We start from the raw sequence: 17925 nt of genomic DNA on the forward strand, positions 1-17925 counted from the left end.
ACCGAGGGCCCCCTATGCCCCGCCGGCCGAACGAGCCCTTCCTGATCACTTGGCGGGAACTGCTGCCCCTCCGTTGCTGCGCCGCTGCCCGGTACGGCTGCCGTGCCAGTCCAGGACCAATGCGGTGGCATCGTCGGCCAGTGATCCCCGGCACGCGGTGAGGACCGCCGCTGTCAGGGCCCGGACCACTTCGCGCGGATGCTGGTCGCGGGTGTCGCTGATGAGGGCGGGCAGGTCCACGGCGGCCGCGCCACGTTCCCGCATGCCGTCGGTGAGCAGCACCAGGCGGTCGCCCGGCTCCAGCCGCAGCCGCTGCACCTCGTAGCTGACGGGGGCGGGCACGCCGAAGGGCAGGTTGACCCTGAGGGGCAGTTCCTCCACCCGGCCTTCGCGCAGCCGCAGGGGCCAGGGGTGGCCGGCGTTGATCAGCTCGCCGGCCCCGGTGTCCAGTGCGATGCGTAGCAGTTGGCCGGTGGTCATGCCGCGGCCGTGGCGGGTGAGTGCCTGGTGTGCGGCGTCGGCCTGCTCGACGATGCTCTGCCCGGCGCGGCGGGCGCCGCGCAGGGCGTTCACGGTGAGCGTGGCCAGCAGCGCGGAGGCGGTGTCGTGGCCCATCGCGTCGGTGATCGACAGGTGGAGGGTGTCCTGGTCGAGGGCGTAGTCGTAGGTGTCGCCGCCGATGTCGTCGGCCGGGGCGAGGCTGCCGGCCAGGGTGAAGTGCGCTCCCTCGCAGGAGGACGCCGAGGGCAGCAGCTGGTGCTGGATCTCCGCGGCCAGACTCATCGTGGTGGTGCGCCGACCCCAGTGATAGAGGTCGGTGAAGCGGCGGTCGGTGACCACGATGTAGGCCAGCGCGTGCGCGGCCTGTCCCACCGCCTCGCGCACCGCGTCGTCCGCGTGCGGCACGAGCAGGTCCAGTACGCCGATGCAGTCACCGCGGTTCGTCACCGGCGCCACCAGCCGACAACCGTCTTCCCCGTCGTCTTCCTGGTGCAGCCGCTGGGAGCGCAGCACACGCTCGTAGACGCTGCCCGCCAGATCGATGCGCTGCGCCTCGCCCCGCGCCTGCCCGGCCGTGCCGGCCCTCGGCAGGCGGACGGCCTCCCGCCCGACCATGTCGACGAACCAGAGCGACACCTCCGAAGCGGAGAACCGCTTCTCCAGGTTCCGGGCGACCACGTCCACCGACTCCACCGGCGCGGCATCCTCCGCCGCACCCAACACCTCGTCCAGGCCCAAGCCGACATCCTCGGCCACAGCCACCTCCCAATCCACCCGGTCCACTCCATCCGCCTTCCCCGGCAATAGGGAAACCGGATGCGTGAGATTCGAGCAGTTGAGAAGGGGGCGGCCGGTCGTCCAATCGGCGTAGGCCTGAACGTCCGGCCGGGCGCGTACCTGTGGGCGTTGATCACCAGCTCACCGATCACCGACTGAGTCGGATCCATGGCACACTGCGACACCGGCAGATGCTGATCGGCCCGGACGCAAGCGAGGAAGTCGGCGGTCAAGTGGCCGCCCCGAACAGCGGCGCCGCTGACGTGGTTTCGCTATCGATGCGCCGTGTCGCGCGCTACGCGATCAGGCTCCTCGTCCTTCCGGCCGAGCAGGGCCTCACAGGCCGCGTCCGCGGTGTCGAATATCCGGCAGGTCATACCGACCCCGGTCAGGTCGAGCACACGTCGTACCACTTCGCTGGGCGCGGCCAGAGATACGGATCCGTCGACGTTCCGCATCTCGTTGACGGTCCGCACGATGACACGCAGCCCGGAGGAGTCCATGAACGGCACGTTCGCCAGGTCCAGCACCAGGTGACGTCGTCCGTGCACCACCTGGCCGGCCAACTGGTGCTGAAGGACGAGGCCGATGTCGGCGTCGAGCTCTCCACTCACGGTGATGATCGCGGCGTCGGAGCTGATCACGGCCACCTCGACACCCAGACCTGCTGGTTCGCTCACAAGTTCTCCTCAGACGGGCCTTACACGGCAGCAGCCCAACTACCCCGTCCGGCGACGTTCATTTCCCGCCGGGCCCGGCCGCGCGGTGATCTCGAACACTCGGCGCCGAGCCGGCCGGGCGCGCTCAGCGTGGACTCCTTCCTCGCGTTTCGAGGCTTCGACGCCCCCTCGCGGGGCCCGGTGCTCGCGGTGTTCAGCGGTCGGTTGCCGCGCTGCGGGAGGTGTTCGGTGGCCGCCGCGCCGCGACCGCGTCACTCCTCGGTGGGCAGCCAGGTGCCGTGCAGGCCGAGCGGGACGCGGACCGGGATGCGGACGCGGGCGACCGGCCCTTGAGCGAAATCCTCCGCCGGCAGGACGAGGAACCAACTGGTGCTGTCGGTCCGGTCGGTGGCGAAGGTCAGCCAGTAGCCGCGCTCGCCGCCGCGCGTGCCCGGCACCGGCGCGAAGACGGGCTCGCCGACGGACAGGGCACCGGCGTTCCAGGATTGCGCGGCGACTCCGGTGCCGCGGATGTCGTACCGGCGCAGCGCGTCGTACTCGCCGGGCAGCAGACCGCCGACGCGACCGCTGTCCGCGGCCACCGCGAGCCGCTGATGGGGGCCGGTCAGGAGGCGGTCGTCGATGCGGGGCAACTCCACCCGTGCGTCATCCAGGCGTGTGCGTGCCACGGTGCCGGCGGCCGGGTCGATGACGGCCCGCGTCAGTCCGTGGTGCCCGCTCTCCCGGGGCCTGCCGTCAGGGGAGCCCGGGCCGAGGGTGAGGGCCGGCCACTGCACATAGTCGAGGATCACGCGTCCGTCGTCGGGGTCTTCGTAGGCGTTGACCGTGTGCCACAGCCAGAACGCCTCGTCGTCGGCCCAGCCGACGGGACCGCCGTCGCGGGGGATCAGCGCGATGCGCGTGCCGCGCTCCGGGCGCCACGCGACGAAGGAGCCGCCGCTCATGGCCGCCTCGATGTCGAAGAAGGCCGGGGCCAGCACCAGGACGACATGGCGGCGGGTGAGGGCCATGTCGTGGATCATCTGCGGTTCCGCGATGCCCTCGACGGCGGTGGGGCCCTGCCGGAGGACGCCGTCCGGGCCGATCACCGCCCACGTCAGGTACGGCGGCTCCAGGCCGTAGCAGAAGACGGCCATCTCACCGGTCACGGGATCGATCTTGGGGTGGGCGGTGATGCCGGCCGGCAGTTGCCCGTCGAAGGTCTCCTTGCCGAGGGTGTCGAGCCCGGGGCTCATCCGGAACGGGCAGTCGGACTCGGCGAGGGCGAGCAGGCGGCCGGCGTGCTGTACGACGTTGATGTCGGGCAGCGGCTTGAAGGTGTGCGCGAGCACGTCGCCGACCTCTTCCGCACCGGGCAGGATCATGGATTGCAGACCGCCCCACAGTGCCCGCCCGGCGCTTTCCTCGGCGATCATCGAGGGGGTGCGGACGAAGCGGTTGCGGTAGCGGGCACGCCGGGCCGACAGCCAGACGCCGTGGATCATGCCGTCGCCGTCCAGCGGATACAGATAGCTGCCGATCGGGGTGAAGCGCGGGTTGGGGCCGTTGCGCAGGTACACGCCGTCCAGCTCGTCCGGCAACTCCCCGGTGACCTCCAGGTCCACCGCGTCGACTTCCTCCGTGACCGGGGCGAAGCGACCGGTGAGGTGGGCTACGCGCGTCGGATCGAAGGCGGCGGCAGGCGTCATGGGATCCTCCTCATGGGATCCTCCCCAGACGGAGTGCAGGCACCTGATCAGTCAAATACCGGTCCTGGCCCCCTGCCACTCGGGCCGACCCCGGACGCAGCAGCGAACGCGCGGTCACGGCGCGCGTCCAGGTCCCGCAACGCAGCCGAGGCATTGGGCCCTCGACCTCGCCGCCGCCACCTGGTTCTCCCGCGGCTAAGGCCACCCGCGCGTCCCGAGGAGCCACGAGGAAAGCGGCGAGTCAGAAAGCGGCGAGTCAGCAGCCCTCCCCCGGCTACCGGGACTCCCCATGGCCGGCTTCGTCTAGTCGTCCTCGATGGGGCGCAGGGCGCCGGGGTCACCGAACACGATCATGGTGTCGCCGGCCTGTACGGCGGTCTCGGGATCAGGGTGGGGCTCCAGCGAGCCGTCGGCGCGGCGGATCAGCAGGGGCAGCGCTCCCCCGCAGGCCTGGCGCAGGGGCCGGCCCACCAGGCGTGAGCCGGCATCGACGCGGATCTCCTCGATCCGGACGTCGGAGCTGCCGGCCCGGGTGAACTCCAGGAAGTCCACCACGTGCGGGCGGACCGCCAGCAGAGCCATCCGCCGGCCGCTGGTGATGTACGGAGAGACCACGCTGCTGGCGCCGGCATGGGTGAGGCGTTCGGCCGACGCCGCCTCCGAGGCGCGCGAGACGATGGCCAGGGAGGGATTGAGGGAGTGGGCGATCAGGGTGATGTAGACGTTCTCGGCGTCCGAGTCCACCGCGCAGACCAGACCACGTGCATGGTCGATGCCCGCGCGGCGCAGCACCTGCTCGGAGGCGGCGTTGCCGATCAGGTAGGGCACACGCTCACGCTGCAACTGCTCTTCCAGGTCGGCCTTGTTCTCGATCATGACGAAGGGGACGCCCTCGGCCTGGAACTCGCGGGCCACGGCCTGGCCGACCCGCCCGTAGGCGCAGACGATGAAGTGGTCGCGCAGCGCGTCGATGCGATGCTGCATGCGTCGCTTCCTTCCCGCAGGCCCGAACCGTCCTTCCACCAGCGCCGTCCCGATCAGCCCCAGGACCGCGACGAAGACCGCGACACCCACCACCGCCAGGGCGGCGGTGAAGAGCTTGCCGGCCTCGGTGAGCCGGTCGGCGCCGGAGAACCCTTCCGTGGTCAGCGTCATCACCGTCATGTAGACGGCGTCCGGCAGTGGGAACCCCAGCAGCGAGAACCCGCCGATGCCGGATGCGAGCAGGGCCAGGAGGGCGAACGCCGCCAGGAGTACCCGCCGCCCCGTACCGCGTGACGGCCACACAGCACCTCCTGCCCCTCGCCTTGTCTTCAGTGTCCTCACCGGGCATCGGGGAGCAACACGGAGCGGCGCCCTGAGGACGGGCGGGGTACGCCGAACGTGCGGTGCTTGCACGCCGTGAGGGCCGCACGCCGTGGGGGCGAAGGGGATGCGCCACCGGTGCGCGGCGCCTCAGTGCAGGATGCTGACGGCTCGGGCGATCACCAGGAGCGAGGTCAGGAGCGCGGAGATGCTCTGGATGCCCATCATGGCCTTGGCCCGGATCGACAGCGGCATCGTGTCGGTCGGGCTGAAGGCGGTGGAGTTGGTGGTGGACACGTACAGGTAGTCCATCAGTGTGGGGACCCAGTCCGAGGTGGCACTGGCGCCGTCGGCGACTTCCTGGACGGCGTCGTCGTTCTCGTCCTGGGAGAAGCGGAAGTCGGCCAGGGGCAGGGCGGAGCGGGGTGCCTGGGTGCGGCTGACCGGGCCGCCCCTGTCCAGCTCCCAGTACGCCAGCCCGAAGACGATGATGTTGGTGAGCCACACCTGCAGTGCGGCCACCAGCAGGGACCGGCCGTCCTTCACCCCCGCGTAGAGCAGTTCATGGATGAGGATGGCCAGCGCCACGAGATTGCTGACCGCGATGACGCCCACGAGCGTCAGCGACAGCACGCGGAACGTCTTCGTCTGCCGGGTCAGCCGTTTCGGATTGATCGCGATGAGCGGGATGAGCAGCAGGCATTCCAGGGCGGGCAGCACGTAGCGAGGAGCGATCAGCAGCTGTTGCGGCAGCACCAGGTACAGGGCGATCGCGATGAGGGTGGCGACCACCGCCGGAAGCCGTGCCTCTCCCCTGCGCTCATGCCTCGGATGCCTGGTACTCGCCTGTGCCCGCGTACGCGCCATATCCGCCCGCTCTTCCGCTCGTTGCCACAGACAGCGCGCGGCGCCTGGCGTCCCTGTGCAATGCCCGCCGCCGCGCACCTTCAGCATGTACCCCGATGCCCGCTACCAGTGCCCGCGGCTTTGCGGTCCGGGTGGAAGTGCTGCCGGGCGTGAGCGGTCCGGTCGCGGACAGACCTGTGGCCCGGACCTCAAGGCCGGGCCACAGTCACAGCCATGATCGTGAAGGGCGGTCGCCTACGCGGCGAAAGGCGATGCAGGGCTTCAGCCGAACGATCGTCCCTGCATGCGATGGGTGAGGCCCGGGGACACTGTCCCCTCCACGATCACGACATGCACAACCGCGCCGGACCGCGCGACATTCCCGTGCGCTCCCGACGGGCCCTCGCCGCCGGCGCTGCCGGCCCGGCGCCGGCTCGGTGCTCTCCTGGTCGCGCTCAGTCCTCGGCGACGCGGATGATCGTGCGGCCGGGGACGCGCTGCTTGGTGGTGAGGGCGTCGACCGCTTCGGCGAGCGGCCGGACCGCTCCGACCCGCACCCGCAGCCGGCCGTCCCGCAGACGCTGGGCGAGGTCGCCGAGGCGGTCGCGGTCGGGTTCCACGACGAAGAAGAGGGCCCGACCGTCGTCCGGGCGCACGGTGGGCGGATGGGCGATGGTGACGAGCGTGCCGCCGGCGCGTACCAGGGCGGCGGAGCGGTCGAGGATCTCGCCTCCGATCACGTCGAAGACGACGTCGACCTGACCGGCCTCCTCCCACCGGTCGGCCCCCAGGTCGAGGAACGCGTGAGCGCCCAGGTCGAGCACGGTGTCCCGGTCGGCGGAGCGGCCGGTGCCGACGACACGGGCTCCCGCTTCGTGGGCGAGCTGGACTGCGATCGAGCCTACTCCGCCCGCGGCGCCGTGGATCAGGACGGTCTGGCCGGCGGTGAGCCGGGCGTGGTCGAACAGGGCCTGCCAGGCGGTCAGGCCGGAGACGGGCAGTGCTGCCGCCAGTGTGTGGTCTATGTCGGCAGGCAGCGGCGCGAGGTTCCGGGCCTCCACGGCGACGTACTCGGCGAGCGCGCCGTCGCGGGTCCAGTCGGTCAGTCCGAACACGCGCTGACCGATGGTGAGGCCGGTCGTCCCGTACCCGAGTTCCGTCACCACCCCCGAGACCTCGTGGCCCGGCACGCTGGGGGTGCGGTCGCGGCCGGCGCGGTCGGTCCAGGTCGCGGGCCAGTCGAGCTCCCCGCGGGTGAAGCCGGCGGCGTGCACCCGCAGAACGACGTCGTTCTCGGCGGCGTGGGGAGGGGCCAGGTCCTCGAGGATCAGCCCCGTGATTCCTGCCTGGCGGTCCCGGACGGTTATGGCGCGCACGAGCGCTCCTTTCTTGCTGAGGTGTCTTCTTCTACGTCCGCGGGCGAATTCGAATTCATACGGAGGGCGAAATCCTGATGCGTTTCGCGGAGAGGAGGGGAAGCGTTCGCATCAGCGTGATCACGGCGATCGCCGGCACGCGTTCGCGTCAGCGCGGCCACGGAGAGTCCATGATCCGCTGCACCATCGACGTACGGTGGAAATCGGGAACGAAGTGCTCCAGGACGTCCGCGTTGACGGTCCCGTAGGTGGTGTCCGGCCGGTCCCTGAGGCCGTCGACGAACGCCTGCAGGAATTCCTTTTTGAAGTCACCGCGCGGATGAGCGGCGACGATCTCGTCCAGCCGGTCGCTCTCCAGGCCGTCCAGCCCCCAGCCGACCGCGTCGGTCAGCACGCCGTAGTTCGTCGCGGCGACCTCGGGCTCCATGCGGCCGGGGATCCCGGGTGAGGTGTGCAGGGCGATGGCCCGCCACACCACGTCGGCCGCGTCCTCCGAGAATCCGCGGTCGAGCAGGAATGTCCGTGCGTGGTCGGCGCCGTCGAGTTCGAAACGCTGCTGCGTTGCGGAGAAGGGAAGCACAAGGCCCACGTCGTGGAACATCGCCGAGATGTAGAGCAGCTCCGGATCGGGTCGCAGATCGAACGCGGGGGCGTGGAGTGCGGCGAAGAGGAATACACGCCGGGAGTGGTGGAAGATCAGCGGGCTGGTCCTGTCCCGAACGAATTGCGTGGCCTGTGCGACGGCCGACGTCTCGGGTATTTCCACGCCTGCGATGATGTCCGTCATGGTGACTGTGTTCTCCGATGCGATCTGTTACGAGTGGACCGTGTGTCCGTCCTCCACGGTGCCGACCGCACGGCCCATGGCGCCGCCTCGGTCGGGCCATGAACCACTCGAATCCAGTCATCTCAGGATGGGCCAGTGAGCCCGGGCCCGCATCGGGTGACGATCCTCGTCCACGACGGCGTGAAACTGCTGGACGTCGCCGGTCCAGCCGAGGTCTTCGGGGAGGCGAACCTGCTCGGCGCCGACTACCGGATCGCCCTTGTGTCACCGAAGGGCACCGAGGTCACCACATCGATGGGACTGCGGATCGCCGTGGAAGGCAGTGCCGCCGCACAGCCGGACCCCGACACGTTCCTGATGCCGGGCGGTGACGTCCACCCCAGGACGCCCGTCCCTCGTGAGCTGGCCGAAGCGGCGAGGAACCTCGCGGCCCGGGCCGGCCGGATCACCTCCGTGTGTTCCGGCGCCTTCGTGCTCGGCGCATCGGGTCTCCTGGACGGCAAACGGGCGACCACCCACTGGAAGATCGCGGCCGAGCTCACCGCCCGGCACCCGAGGACACATGTCGAGCCCGACGCCATCTATGTGCGCGACGGCAACACGTACACGTCGGCGGGTGTCTCCGCGGGCATCGACCTGGCGCTCGCTCTCGTCGAGGAGGACCACGGCCCCGACATCAGCCGGGAGGTGGCCCGCTCCCTGGTGGTCTATCTGCAACGCGCGGGCGGGCAGTCGCAGTTCTCCGCACCGCTGCAGGGCCCGCCGCCCCGCTCCCCCGCTCTGCGCCGGGTCGTCGACCTCGTCACCGCGGATCCCGCCGGCGACTACTCCCTGGCCGGACTCGCCCGGCGGCTCAACGTCAGCACACGGCACCTCACCAGGCTGTTCCGTGAGGAGTTGGGCACCACGCCCGCCCGGTACGTCGAGTCGATCCGTTTCGGTATCGCGAAGTCGCTGCTCGATCAGGGACACACCGCGACACAGACGGCGGCCATGTCCGGGTTCCCGAGCTACGAGAGCCTCCGCCGCGTGTTCACGCGGGAGCTGGCCATCAGCCCGGCCGCCTACCAGCGCCGGTTCGCCACCGCCCGGCGCGAGCCGTCCGAGGGGTGAAACCGAGCGCGGCGGGGGGGATCCCCAGGGCAGGGCACCCGTCGATCGCGTCGCAGTGTGTCGCAGTGAAGTCCCTAGGTTGCTCCGGCAGGGCAGAAGGCGGCCCACGACCCTTGCGTGCTCCCGTGTGATTCGGTCAGGACGTGGGCGCGTCCGGCTTCGGCTTCCGTCGCACGTCGACCACCTTCACGTCGTCGGTCTCCGGAGCACCGAACGCTTCGACGATCACCCCGCTGCTGGTACCGGTGATCTCCAATGCCAGGTTGCCGCCCATGAAGTGCAGGTCGAGCCTGGCCCGCGGCGCACCCGAATGGTTCGGCATCCGGTGAATGCGCGACGCCGGGTAGTCCAGGCTCATGAGCCTCCTACGCATCGCCTCATAGCTGGTCCTCCTCGTGGCCCTGAAAGCCTCGCTGATGCGCTCCGCGTGCTCCCTGCCGCTGTACTTCTCGATGCCGGTCAGCGGCACTTCCTTGAGCGACTCGGGCTCGGCGGGGGACGGCGTCGACTCGGGCGGCCGGGGAGCATCCGAAGGGAGGGGAACGGGTATGTCGCCGTCGGCGTTCGGGGCACCCGGCGGGGTCTCGCTCGGCCCGTATCTCTGTGTGGGCCCTTCCTCCGCACCAGGCAGGTCCTCTGGCTTGGGCACGGCACCATCGCCCTTGTCGTTCGGGCGGTCCGGGGCGCAGCCCAGCGTGATGCGGGTGATCAGCTGAAGGAACCGCATTTGCGGATCGTCGTGCCGGGTGCCCTGGGTGGTCGCCGCGGAGACCGCACTGCCTGCGGAGGTTTGATCCGTGGCGGTCTTCTGAGTGCCACAGCCGGACAACACCAAGCAGCCGAGCGCGGCCACCAGAACGGGCTTCGAGAGGGATGTTGATCGCATGTACGCAACATGCCGGAAGCTGATCACCCCCACATGAGCGCTCGCACTCACCTTCACCCGAGTAACGCCCAGGATCGGCTGCCTCCCGTGCTCACGAACCTCGACTGTGGTGCGACCGAGGATGCGGCGATCGCCCGGCCCCGTGTCATCACGTGCCGGCGGCTAGGCAGTGGTCTCAGTCGCCGAGCAGGGCGCCGGCGCCCTCGGGGACGAACCGCTTCAGCGCCTCGTCGATGCGGCCCAAGGTGTCCGGGTGCAGGTGCACTCGAGCCGCAGCCAGATTCTCGGCGATGTGGGCCGGGGTCCGGCTGCCGGGCAGGGGAACGACATGCTCGTCCTGGTGGAGCAGCCAGGCCAGGGCCAGCTGGGCGGGGGTGAGTCCGAGGTCGGCGGCGATGCCGCGCAGTGGGGCGTAGCGGTCGTAGTTCGTCTTGAGGTTGGCCGAGTCGAAGCGCGGGAGGTTGCGGCGGAAGTCGTCCTCGGCAACGTTCTGGACGGTTCCGGTGAGGAAGCCGCCGCCGAGTGGGCTCCAGGCGGCGATGCCGACGCCGAGTTCGCGGGCGGTTGCGTGCAGGTCCGGGTCGATGGGCTGCCACATCGACCACTGGACCTGGACGGCGGCGACGGGATGGACGGCGTGGGCCCTGCGCAGCTGGTCCGCGGTGACGTTGGATAGGCCGAGGTGGCGGACCAGCCCGTCGGAGATCAGGTCGGCGATGGCGCCGACGGTGTCCTCCAGTGGTACTTCCGGGTCGGGGAAGTGGGGGTAGTACAGGTCGATGGCGTCTGTGCCGAGGTTTCGCAGCGATTGCTCGGCGTAGCCGCGCACATGCTTCGGCTCGGCGTTGACGGCAAGCTCGCCGAAGGCGTAGGCGACCGGGAAGCGATGCGCCTGCGCGCCGTCGGGGATGCGGAATCCGAACTTGGTGGCGACTGTCACCTCCTCGCGTCGCCCGCGCAACGCCTGGCCGACGATCCGTTCGTTGTGGCCGTCGGGGCCGTAGCCGTCGGCCGTGTCGATCAGCGTGGCGCCCTCGTCGAGGGCGGCGTGCAGGGCGGCGACCGCGCGGCGGTCGTCGATCTCCCCGTACATGCCGGGTGACAGGACCATCGCGCCGAATCCGATCGCGGAGGTTTCCAGGCTCGCGAGGTGGCGTGTGGGCAACGTGGTCATGGGGTCTCTCCTGTGGAGTGGATTCGCCGGCCGGGAGCTCGGCCGTACTCCAGGATCCGGCGCTGCCGGCCGGCACGTCCAAGACCCTCGGCTATAACCATTGGCTATGGATGTCCACCTGCGCGACCTCAGGTATTTCGTCACCGTGGCCGAGGAACTGCACTTCACCCGGGCGGCGGAACGGCTCTATGTCTCCCAGCCGGCGCTGTCGAAGCAGATCCGGGTGCTGGAGCGACAGCTGGGCTTCCAGCTGTTCGACCGGCGCCCCACCCAGTTGGCACTCACCGCCCAGGGGGAGGCGTTGCTTCCCCGGGCCCGGGAGTTGTTGGCGGCCTGGCGGGACGCGCTGAGGACGGCACGGACGGCCGGGCCCGCTGTCGCACTCACGGTGGGGATGCAGACGGCTGTCGGCCGGGACGTGCAGCGCGATGTGCTCAGCGGCTTCCGGGAGCGCGGCTGGCAGATCACGCTGCGGCTGGTGGCTTGGGAGGACCCGAGTGCGGGTCTGGCCGACGGCGGTTCCGATCTGGCGTTCGTCTGGCTGCCGCTGCCTGGCAGGGACTTCGCGACCCGGACCCTGGCACGGGAGCGCCTCTGGGTGGCGTTGCCCGCCGGCCATCGCCTGGCTGACCAGCCAGAAGTCGACTTCGCCGAGCTCGCCGACGAGCCGTTCGTCGCCCTCCCCCGCAGTGCGGGTCCACTGCGGGACTTCTGGCTGGCGACCGCGGCCCGCGCCGGCCGAGAGCCGCGGATCGGCGCGGAGGCCGGAAGCTCCGACGAGGTCTTCGAAGCGGTGGTCTCCGGACAGGGCGTGGTGCTGATCGCAGAGGGCAATGTCGGCCTGTACCAGCGCCCCGACCTCGTTTACCGGCCGGTGCGGGGACTGCCCGAGGCCGAGCTGGCCATCGCCTGGCGCGCCGACGACCACCGGCCGCAGGTGACGGAACTGGTTGCCGCCCTGACCAGACACGGCCGCTCGGCGTCGAACAGTTGAGGAAGCGGCCGCGTGCCGAGCTTGCCGGACGGTCCGCGCTGATCAGCGCAGCACGTGGTTGCATTTCGAACGGCCCGTGCAGCACCCGCACTGCGGAGCGGCGCGTTCCCGCAGGGAGTGGCGGGTGGAAGGCTTGGGGCATGGCTTTGCGACCGTGGCGGGACGCCCGCCTGTCCTGGTGGCCGGGTCACGCGCCCGCGCTGATGGTGATCCCTCTGGGGCTGATCGTCACGGTGTGCGTCGTGGATGTGCTCGCTCCGCCGCACATCCATCTCGGGCCCCTGCTGGTGGCGGCGCCGGCGATCACGGTGGCGTTCGCCGGGGCCCGCGTGACGGCGCTGATGGGAGCGCTCGCGGTGGCGGCCCAGGTCGTCATCGGTGTGCTGAGAGGGGTCCTGTCCACCGCCAACATCCAGGCGCAGATCATCGCTCTGATGGTCGTCTCCGCCGTCTGTGTCGGCATCTGCGTGGTGCGGGACCGGCGTGAGCGCCAGTTGCACCAGGTGCGGTCCGTCGCCGAGGCGGCGCAGAGCGTCCTTCTGCAGCCCCTGCCCGCCCGCACCGGCCCGCTCCGGATCGCCAGCCTGTACATGCCCGCCGAGGAAGAGGCCGATCTCGGCGGAGACCTGTACGCGGCTGCGCGGACCGATCATCACAGCACCCGGCTCCTCATCGGCGATGTGCGCGGCAACGGCCTGTCCGCGATCAACAACGCCGCCCTGCTGCTGGGCGCGTTCCGGGCAGCCGCCCATCGGCAGGCCACCCTGCCCCGTCTCGCGGTCCACCTGGACGCGGCGTTCCGCTGGGACACCCGTCAGTGGCGTGCACCGGAGGCGCAGGACACCGACGAGGACTTCGCCACCGCGATTCTGCTCGACATCCCCGACCACGAGCCGGTCGTCCACCTCATCAGCTGCGGCCACCCGCCACCGCTCCTCCTGCGAGGGACTCGGGTCACCCCTCTCGTGCCCGACGCGAGCCATCTCCCGATCGGATTCGGCGGTCCCTTCGGCTTCACCGCCTACGAGATCCAGACGTTCCCGTTCGCGGCGGGCGACCTGCTGATCCTCTACACGGACGGCGTCATCGAAGCGCGCGATGCCGGCGGCCGCTTCTACCCGTTGACCGAACGAACGTCCCAGTGGGCGAAGGACGACCCCGACGAACTCCTGCACGCGCTCCACGACGACCTGCTGGCCCACGTCCACGGGCACCTCGACGACGACGACGCCGTGGTCGCGATCCGCCGTCTGTCCGTCTGAAGGAGACGCGTTGCCGGCCGGCACCGGCTGCTGAGTGCGCGCTGCGCTGTCGCCGGGCCGGTCGCGCATGGCTCACCGGCAGCCGTCATCGGTCTTGAGGCGGGCGCGGTGAGCGGGTCCTGTGGCACGGCAAGGGTCGGGCCTGGGTGGACGCCGCAGGTCTAGGCTTCAGCGGCCTCGACCTCTTGCTTGATCCCGTTCAGGGCCTCCCGGATGCCATGATCAATGTGCTCGCCCTCCGCGTGCTCGGTGTGCAGTTCCACGGTCAGGCGGGATGTGCCGGCGTCCTCACCGTCGTCGACGTGCAGCCGGCCGTGGTAATCATGGGGGCCGGGCGCGCCCCATTCCAGGCTCTTGCCGTCCTCGAGGACACGCAGCCATGCCTCGCTGGTCACGTCCTGTTCCGGGGCGTCGGGGGGATCGATGTGCGCGGTGACGGTCACTTTGTCGCCGTTGTGAGGGCGCGCCGAGGTCAGCCGGGGCATGTAGGAGGGCAGGTGCTGCACGTCGGACAGGTAGGCGAAGAGCCTGTCAGGCGGGACGTGCACCGTGATGCTGTCGCTGTAGTCACCCATAGCCCACCATGTCCCCGGGGGCGGGCCGTTCCGAAACGGGGAATGCGTCCCGTCGCCCGGTTCGCGCAGTGACTGTCGACTGCCGTCCGTCCGTCCGGGCATGGTCATCGCGCCCTGGCAGCCCGGTGACGCGGGTGCCTATCGCGGTTCGTGGGCTGCCGCCCGGCAGGCGCCGTTCGCGGCGCCGCCCGCCACTCCGGCCCCGGTCAGGCCGGCCACGCAGCTCTGCAAGTCTCCGACCACGCCACGGCTGCAGGCCGCTGTTACGGAGTCGGTGTCGGTGGCACCGGCCTGTGTGGCCATCTGCGCGCAGGCGGGGATGTCCGCCCGGGCCGCGGGGGCGACGAGGACCGCACCGCCGAGAGTGAGGGCCAGCGCTGTGAAGGCGCCGGCTGCACGGGTCGGACTGCGCATGAGAACCACCAGCTTTCCAGGCTGTTCACTCGGGACGGAAACGGGGCTCGACGCGAATCGACTGCCGGCACCCGGCAGGTACTCGCTCCCGTCCCGCTGGTCACGCGACTCTTGATGAGTGCGGGAGCCGGCTCGGAGCGGACACCGGCGGCCTGGCGCGACGCGCGTGGGGAGCGCGCGCGCCTTCCGCGTCGGTCGCGCGGTCCTTCGCCCAACCGGCCGGATTCACGCGGTTACGCCGCCCGGCGGCGGTCGGTGAGCGGTGCTCCCCGCCCGCAGGCCGGAGGAGATGGCCGCGCGCCGGATGAGACGCACCCGGACCGCCACTCGCTGCCTCCCCATCCAGCGTCGCATCCTCTTCCCCGTCCGTCCTGTGCAGCAGCGGCCCCGTCAGGGATGAGCGAGGGACGAGCGGGCGCAGCGCAGGAGCGGGCGCGCAGCGTCCCGGCGCTCCCGCCAGGACGGCCGACCCGAGTCCTCAGGGCTCCGTACGAGCGAGGTCGGTCCCCGCCTCGGCCTGACGCGGCGACAGGTCCTCGCGGAACGCGCCCGGCGTCACGTCCGTCCGCAGCCGGAAGAACTTGGTGAAGTCGCTGGCGTCGGTGAATCCGAGCCGGTCCGCGACCTCCTTGGCGGTGAGGCCGCTGTGCCACAGCAGCCGCTTCGCCTCGAGAAGGACCCGGTCGTCGACGTACTGCTTGGCGGTGCGGCCCGTCGCTGCGAGCGTCGCCCGGGTCAGGGTGCGCGGGTTGTAGCCGAGTGCCGCCGCGTAGTCCTCCACACGCCGGGTCACCGCGTGGTCCCGCTCGACGGCCGCGTGGAAGCGGCGGAACGTCTGCGACGCGGGCGCCGGCCGGGGCACCGGGCCGCGTGCCTGCGCGAGCCGCACCACCAGCACGGACAGCAGCGCACGCAGCACGTCGGCGTGGACCGACAGGGGCAGCGAGGCCATCGCCCGGTATTCGTAGGCGAGATGGTCGAGCGCCCGCTGCAGGCCCTCCACGGCCGGTCCTTCGGGTGTCGTCGGACGCTGCTCGTACGGCGGGTCCATGTGCGCCGCCGTCACCGTGGCCGGCGGCAGGAAGCCCGGCTGGAACAGCACCACCACCCCGTCCGCCGCCACCAGGTCGGGGCCGAACCGCTGCACCTGGCCCGGCCGGATCCACAGCCACGCTCCGGGGCGCAGCTCGTGCTCGACGAAGTCCACCCAGACGCGCAGCGGCCGTGCCCGAACACCGATCAGCTGGTGAAAAGCCGGCCGCAGCGGCGTGTAGGGGTCGTTGCCGTGACGGCGCGAGCGCTCGTACAGATCGGCGAGCTCCATCACCTCGACCCCGGCCGCGGCCCCCACGGTCGGGGTGTAGGCCAGGTCCCTGACCTCAGACTGTCCGTTTTTCCCCATCGCGAGTCCCGAGCATACCGCCACCCGCCTCTCACTGCTGTCTAGCGTCAAAGCACAGGTCAGCGACGTGGAGGAGTGATCCGGTGCGGTTGGTCGTGGGAATGACCGGGGCGACGGGAGCCCCGTTCGGTGTCCGGCTCCTGGAACAGCTGAGGGAGCTGCCGGACGTGGAGACACATCTGGTGCTGTCCCGGTGGGCGCGCGCCACCATCGAGCTGGAGACCGGGCGGTCCGCGGCCGACGTGGCCACGCTCGCCGACGTCACGCACCACCCCGACGACCAGGGAGCCACCATCTCCTCCGGGTCCTTCCGCACCGACGGCATGGTGATCGTGCCCTGTTCCATGAAGACTCTGGCCGGCATCGGGGCCGGGTACGCCGAAGGGCTCGTGGCCCGCGCCGCCGACGTCACCCTCAAGGAGCGCCGCAAGCTCGTCCTCGTTCCGCGGGAAACACCGCTGAGCCAGATCCACTTGCGGAACATGCTCGATCTGGCCCGCATGGGCGTGCAGTTGGTGCCGCCGATGCCCGCCTTCTACAACAACCCGCGCACCGTCGACGACATCGTCGACCACGTCGTGACCCGCATCCTCGACCAGTCGACCTGCCGGCGCCGGCCGCCAAGCGCTGGGCCGGTATGCGCGCGGCCCGGACCGCCTCGGCGCCCCTCGGCTGACACCGCCTCAGATCATCCACCCCAGAAGGACTTCATCATGGCCCATGACGATCTGCGCAGCTTTCTCGACACCTTGGAGAAGGAGGGCCAACTGCTGCGCATCACCGACGAAGTACTGCCCGAACCCGATCTCGCGGCCGCGGCCAACGCCACCGGCCGCATCGGCGAGAACGCCCCCGCCCTCTTTTTCGACCGGGTCAAGGGCTTCACCGACGCCCGCATCGCCCTGAACGTCCACGGCTCGTGGGCCAACCACGCGCTCGCCCTCGGACTGCCGCGCAACACGCCGGTCAAGGAGCAGGTCGAGGAGTTCGCCCGCCGCTGGGACGCCTTCCCCGTCCCGCCGGAGCGCCGCGAGGACGCACCCTGGCGGGAGAACCACCAGGACGGCGACGACGTCGACCTCTTCTCCGTCCTCCCACTTTTCCGCCTCAACGACGGCGACGGCGGCTTCTACCTGGACAAGGCCGCCGTCGTCTCACGCGACCCCGAGGATCCGGAGAACTTCGGCAAGCAGAACGTGGGCACGTACCGCATCCAGGTCATCGGGCGCGACCGGCTCGCCTTCCAGCCCGTCCCCATGCACGACGTCGCCCAGCACCTGCGTAAGGCCGAGGAGGTGGGCGAGGACCTGCCCATCGCCATCACCCTCGGCAACGACCCCGTGATGGCGATCGTCGCCGGGATGCCGATGGCGTACGACCAGAGCGAGTACGAGATGGCCGGTGCGCTGCGCGGTGCGCCCGCTCCGATCGCCACCGCGCCGCTCACCGGGTTCGACGTGCCGTGGGGCAGCGAAGTCGTCATCGATGGCGTCATCGAGTCCCGTAAGCGGCAAATAGAGGGCCCGTTCGGGGAGTTCACGGGCCACTACTCGGGCGGGCGCCGCATGCCCGTCATCCGCGTGGACCGAGTCTCGTACCGCACGAACCCGGTTTTCGAGTCGCTGTATCTCGGCATGCCGTGGACGGAGTGCGACTACCTCGTCGGCCCCAACACCTGCGTGCCGCTCCTGAAGCAGCTGCGCGCGGAGTTCCCCGAGGTGCAGGCCGTGAACGCCATGTACACGCACGGCCTCATGGTGATCATCTCGACGAGGAAGCGGTACGGCGGCTTCGCCAAGGCCGTCGCCATGCGGGCCATGACGACACCGCACGGTCTCGGCTACGTGTCCCAGGTGATCCTCGTCGACGAGGACGTCGATCCGTTCAACCTGCCGCAGGTCATGTGGGCCATGTCCGCCAAGGTCAACCCCAAGGACGACGTCGTCGTCATCCCGAACCTGTCGGTCGTGGAACTCGCGCCCGCCGCCCAGCCCGCCGGTATCACCAGCAAGATGATCATCGACGCGACGACCCCGGTCGCCCCCGACCTCCGCGGCAACTTCTCCACGCCGGCCAAGGACCTGCCCGAGACCGCCGAGTGGGCTGCCCGCCTGCAGCGGCTCATCGCGGCCCGCCACTGACCCC

At 70.5% G+C, this 17925-nt stretch carries 15 protein-coding genes and 1 pseudogene; 5 read left to right on the plus strand and 11 right to left on the minus strand.

What is annotated here, in order from left to right; genetic code table 11:
* Positions 1 to 45: 45 nt before the first annotated feature.
* The 7 genes from ACZ7JA_RS12715 to ACZ7JA_RS12745 form a co-directional block, all read right to left on the minus strand.
* Complete coding sequence (locus ACZ7JA_RS12715) at positions 46 to 1257, minus strand: PP2C family protein-serine/threonine phosphatase (RefSeq protein WP_470808067.1); 1212 nt, start codon at positions 1255 to 1257, stop codon at positions 46 to 48.
* Between the two features lie 293 nt (positions 1258 to 1550).
* Entirely contained in the window at positions 1551 to 1958 is a 408-nt protein-coding gene (locus ACZ7JA_RS12720; protein ID WP_351663590.1) for an STAS domain-containing protein, read from the minus strand.
* A 251-nt stretch (positions 1959 to 2209) separates the two neighbouring features.
* Entirely contained in the window at positions 2210 to 3646 is a 1437-nt protein-coding gene (locus tag ACZ7JA_RS12725) for a carotenoid oxygenase family protein (protein ID WP_470808068.1), read from the minus strand.
* 303 nt (positions 3647 to 3949) lie between these two features.
* On the minus strand, positions 3950 to 4933 hold the full coding sequence (locus ACZ7JA_RS12730) for a potassium channel family protein (RefSeq protein WP_389297834.1): 984 nt from the start codon (positions 4931 to 4933) through the stop codon (positions 3950 to 3952).
* A 168-nt stretch (positions 4934 to 5101) separates the two neighbouring features.
* Positions 5102 to 5743: a hypothetical protein gene (locus ACZ7JA_RS12735; protein WP_450745369.1), complete on the minus strand. Its 642-nt coding sequence runs from the start codon at positions 5741 to 5743 to the stop codon at positions 5102 to 5104.
* 509 nt (positions 5744 to 6252) lie between these two features.
* Entirely contained in the window at positions 6253 to 7173 is a 921-nt protein-coding gene (locus ACZ7JA_RS12740; RefSeq protein WP_389297831.1) for an NADP-dependent oxidoreductase, read from the minus strand.
* 148 nt (positions 7174 to 7321) lie between these two features.
* Positions 7322 to 7960: an HD domain-containing protein gene (locus ACZ7JA_RS12745; RefSeq protein ID WP_351663586.1), complete on the minus strand. Its 639-nt coding sequence runs from the start codon at positions 7958 to 7960 to the stop codon at positions 7322 to 7324.
* Positions 7961 to 8095: 135 nt separating this feature from the next.
* Here ACZ7JA_RS12745 and ACZ7JA_RS12750 point away from each other — a divergent pair, with 135 nt between their 5' ends.
* Positions 8096 to 9073: a GlxA family transcriptional regulator gene (locus ACZ7JA_RS12750; RefSeq protein WP_389447395.1), complete on the plus strand. Its 978-nt coding sequence runs from the start codon at positions 8096 to 8098 to the stop codon at positions 9071 to 9073.
* Between the two features lie 136 nt (positions 9074 to 9209).
* Here the strand turns inward: ACZ7JA_RS12750 and ACZ7JA_RS12755 are convergent, their stop codons facing one another.
* Together ACZ7JA_RS12755 and ACZ7JA_RS12760 are read right to left on the minus strand one after the other, a co-directional pair.
* Positions 9210 to 9959: a hypothetical protein gene (locus ACZ7JA_RS12755; RefSeq protein ID WP_470808069.1), complete on the minus strand. Its 750-nt coding sequence runs from the start codon at positions 9957 to 9959 to the stop codon at positions 9210 to 9212.
* Positions 9960 to 10134: 175 nt separating this feature from the next.
* Positions 10135 to 11133 (minus strand): aldo/keto reductase, encoded by a 999-nt coding sequence (locus ACZ7JA_RS12760; RefSeq protein ID WP_389297824.1) that lies wholly within the window; start codon positions 11131 to 11133, stop codon positions 10135 to 10137.
* A gap of 106 nt (positions 11134 to 11239) precedes the next feature.
* Here ACZ7JA_RS12760 and ACZ7JA_RS12765 point away from each other — a divergent pair, with 106 nt between their 5' ends.
* Positions 11240 to 12127, plus strand: a complete 888-nt coding sequence (locus ACZ7JA_RS12765) for a LysR family transcriptional regulator (RefSeq protein ID WP_351663582.1) — start codon at positions 11240 to 11242, stop codon at positions 12125 to 12127.
* A gap of 140 nt (positions 12128 to 12267) precedes the next feature.
* A complete protein-coding gene (locus ACZ7JA_RS12770) occupies positions 12268 to 13389 on the plus strand; it encodes a PP2C family protein-serine/threonine phosphatase (protein WP_470808070.1) in 1122 nt (373 codons plus the stop codon).
* 161 nt (positions 13390 to 13550) lie between these two features.
* Here the strand turns inward: ACZ7JA_RS12770 and ACZ7JA_RS12775 are convergent, their stop codons facing one another.
* On the minus strand, positions 13551 to 13964 hold the full coding sequence (locus ACZ7JA_RS12775; protein ID WP_389297819.1) for an SRPBCC family protein: 414 nt from the start codon (positions 13962 to 13964) through the stop codon (positions 13551 to 13553).
* A gap of 892 nt (positions 13965 to 14856) precedes the next feature.
* A complete protein-coding gene (locus ACZ7JA_RS12780; protein ID WP_450750657.1) occupies positions 14857 to 15780 on the minus strand; it encodes a helix-turn-helix domain-containing protein in 924 nt (307 codons plus the stop codon).
* Positions 15781 to 15863: 83 nt separating this feature from the next.
* Here ACZ7JA_RS12780 and ACZ7JA_RS12785 point away from each other — a divergent pair.
* A pseudogene (locus ACZ7JA_RS12785) lies at positions 15864 to 16456 on the plus strand (non-oxidative hydroxyarylic acid decarboxylases subunit B).
* Positions 16457 to 16493: 37 nt separating this feature from the next.
* Positions 16494 to 17921 carry a non-oxidative hydroxyarylic acid decarboxylases subunit C gene (locus ACZ7JA_RS12790; protein WP_470808071.1) on the plus strand — a complete coding sequence of 476 codons (1428 nt, stop codon included), beginning with the start codon at positions 16494 to 16496 and terminating at the stop codon, positions 17919 to 17921.
* The last annotated feature ends 4 nt before the right edge of the window (positions 17922 to 17925 follow it).

Source organism: Streptomyces sp. NPDC038135, assembly GCF_055601245.1.

Bases quoted from the DNA above. Each gene is read 5' to 3' on its own strand.
- ACZ7JA_RS12725 (WP_470808068.1), bottom strand. From the start codon at position 3,646: ATGACGCCTGCCGCCGCCTTCGATCCGACGCGCGTAGCCCACCTCACC.
- ACZ7JA_RS12745 (WP_351663586.1), bottom strand. From the start codon at position 7,960: ATGACGGACATCATCGCAGGCGTGGAAATACCCGAGACGTCGGCCGTC.
- ACZ7JA_RS12755 (WP_470808069.1), bottom strand. From the start codon at position 9,959: ATGCGATCAACATCCCTCTCGAAGCCCGTTCTGGTGGCCGCGCTCGGC.
- ACZ7JA_RS12760 (WP_389297824.1), bottom strand. From the start codon at position 11,133: ATGACCACGTTGCCCACACGCCACCTCGCGAGCCTGGAAACCTCCGCG.
- ACZ7JA_RS12765 (WP_351663582.1), top strand. From the start codon at position 11,240: ATGGATGTCCACCTGCGCGACCTCAGGTATTTCGTCACCGTGGCCGAG.
- ACZ7JA_RS12770 (WP_470808070.1), top strand. From the start codon at position 12,268: ATGGCTTTGCGACCGTGGCGGGACGCCCGCCTGTCCTGGTGGCCGGGT.
- ACZ7JA_RS12775 (WP_389297819.1), bottom strand. From the start codon at position 13,964: ATGGGTGACTACAGCGACAGCATCACGGTGCACGTCCCGCCTGACAGG.
- ACZ7JA_RS12780 (WP_450750657.1), bottom strand. From the start codon at position 15,780: ATGGGGAAAAACGGACAGTCTGAGGTCAGGGACCTGGCCTACACCCCG.
- ACZ7JA_RS12790 (WP_470808071.1), top strand. From the start codon at position 16,494: ATGGCCCATGACGATCTGCGCAGCTTTCTCGACACCTTGGAGAAGGAG.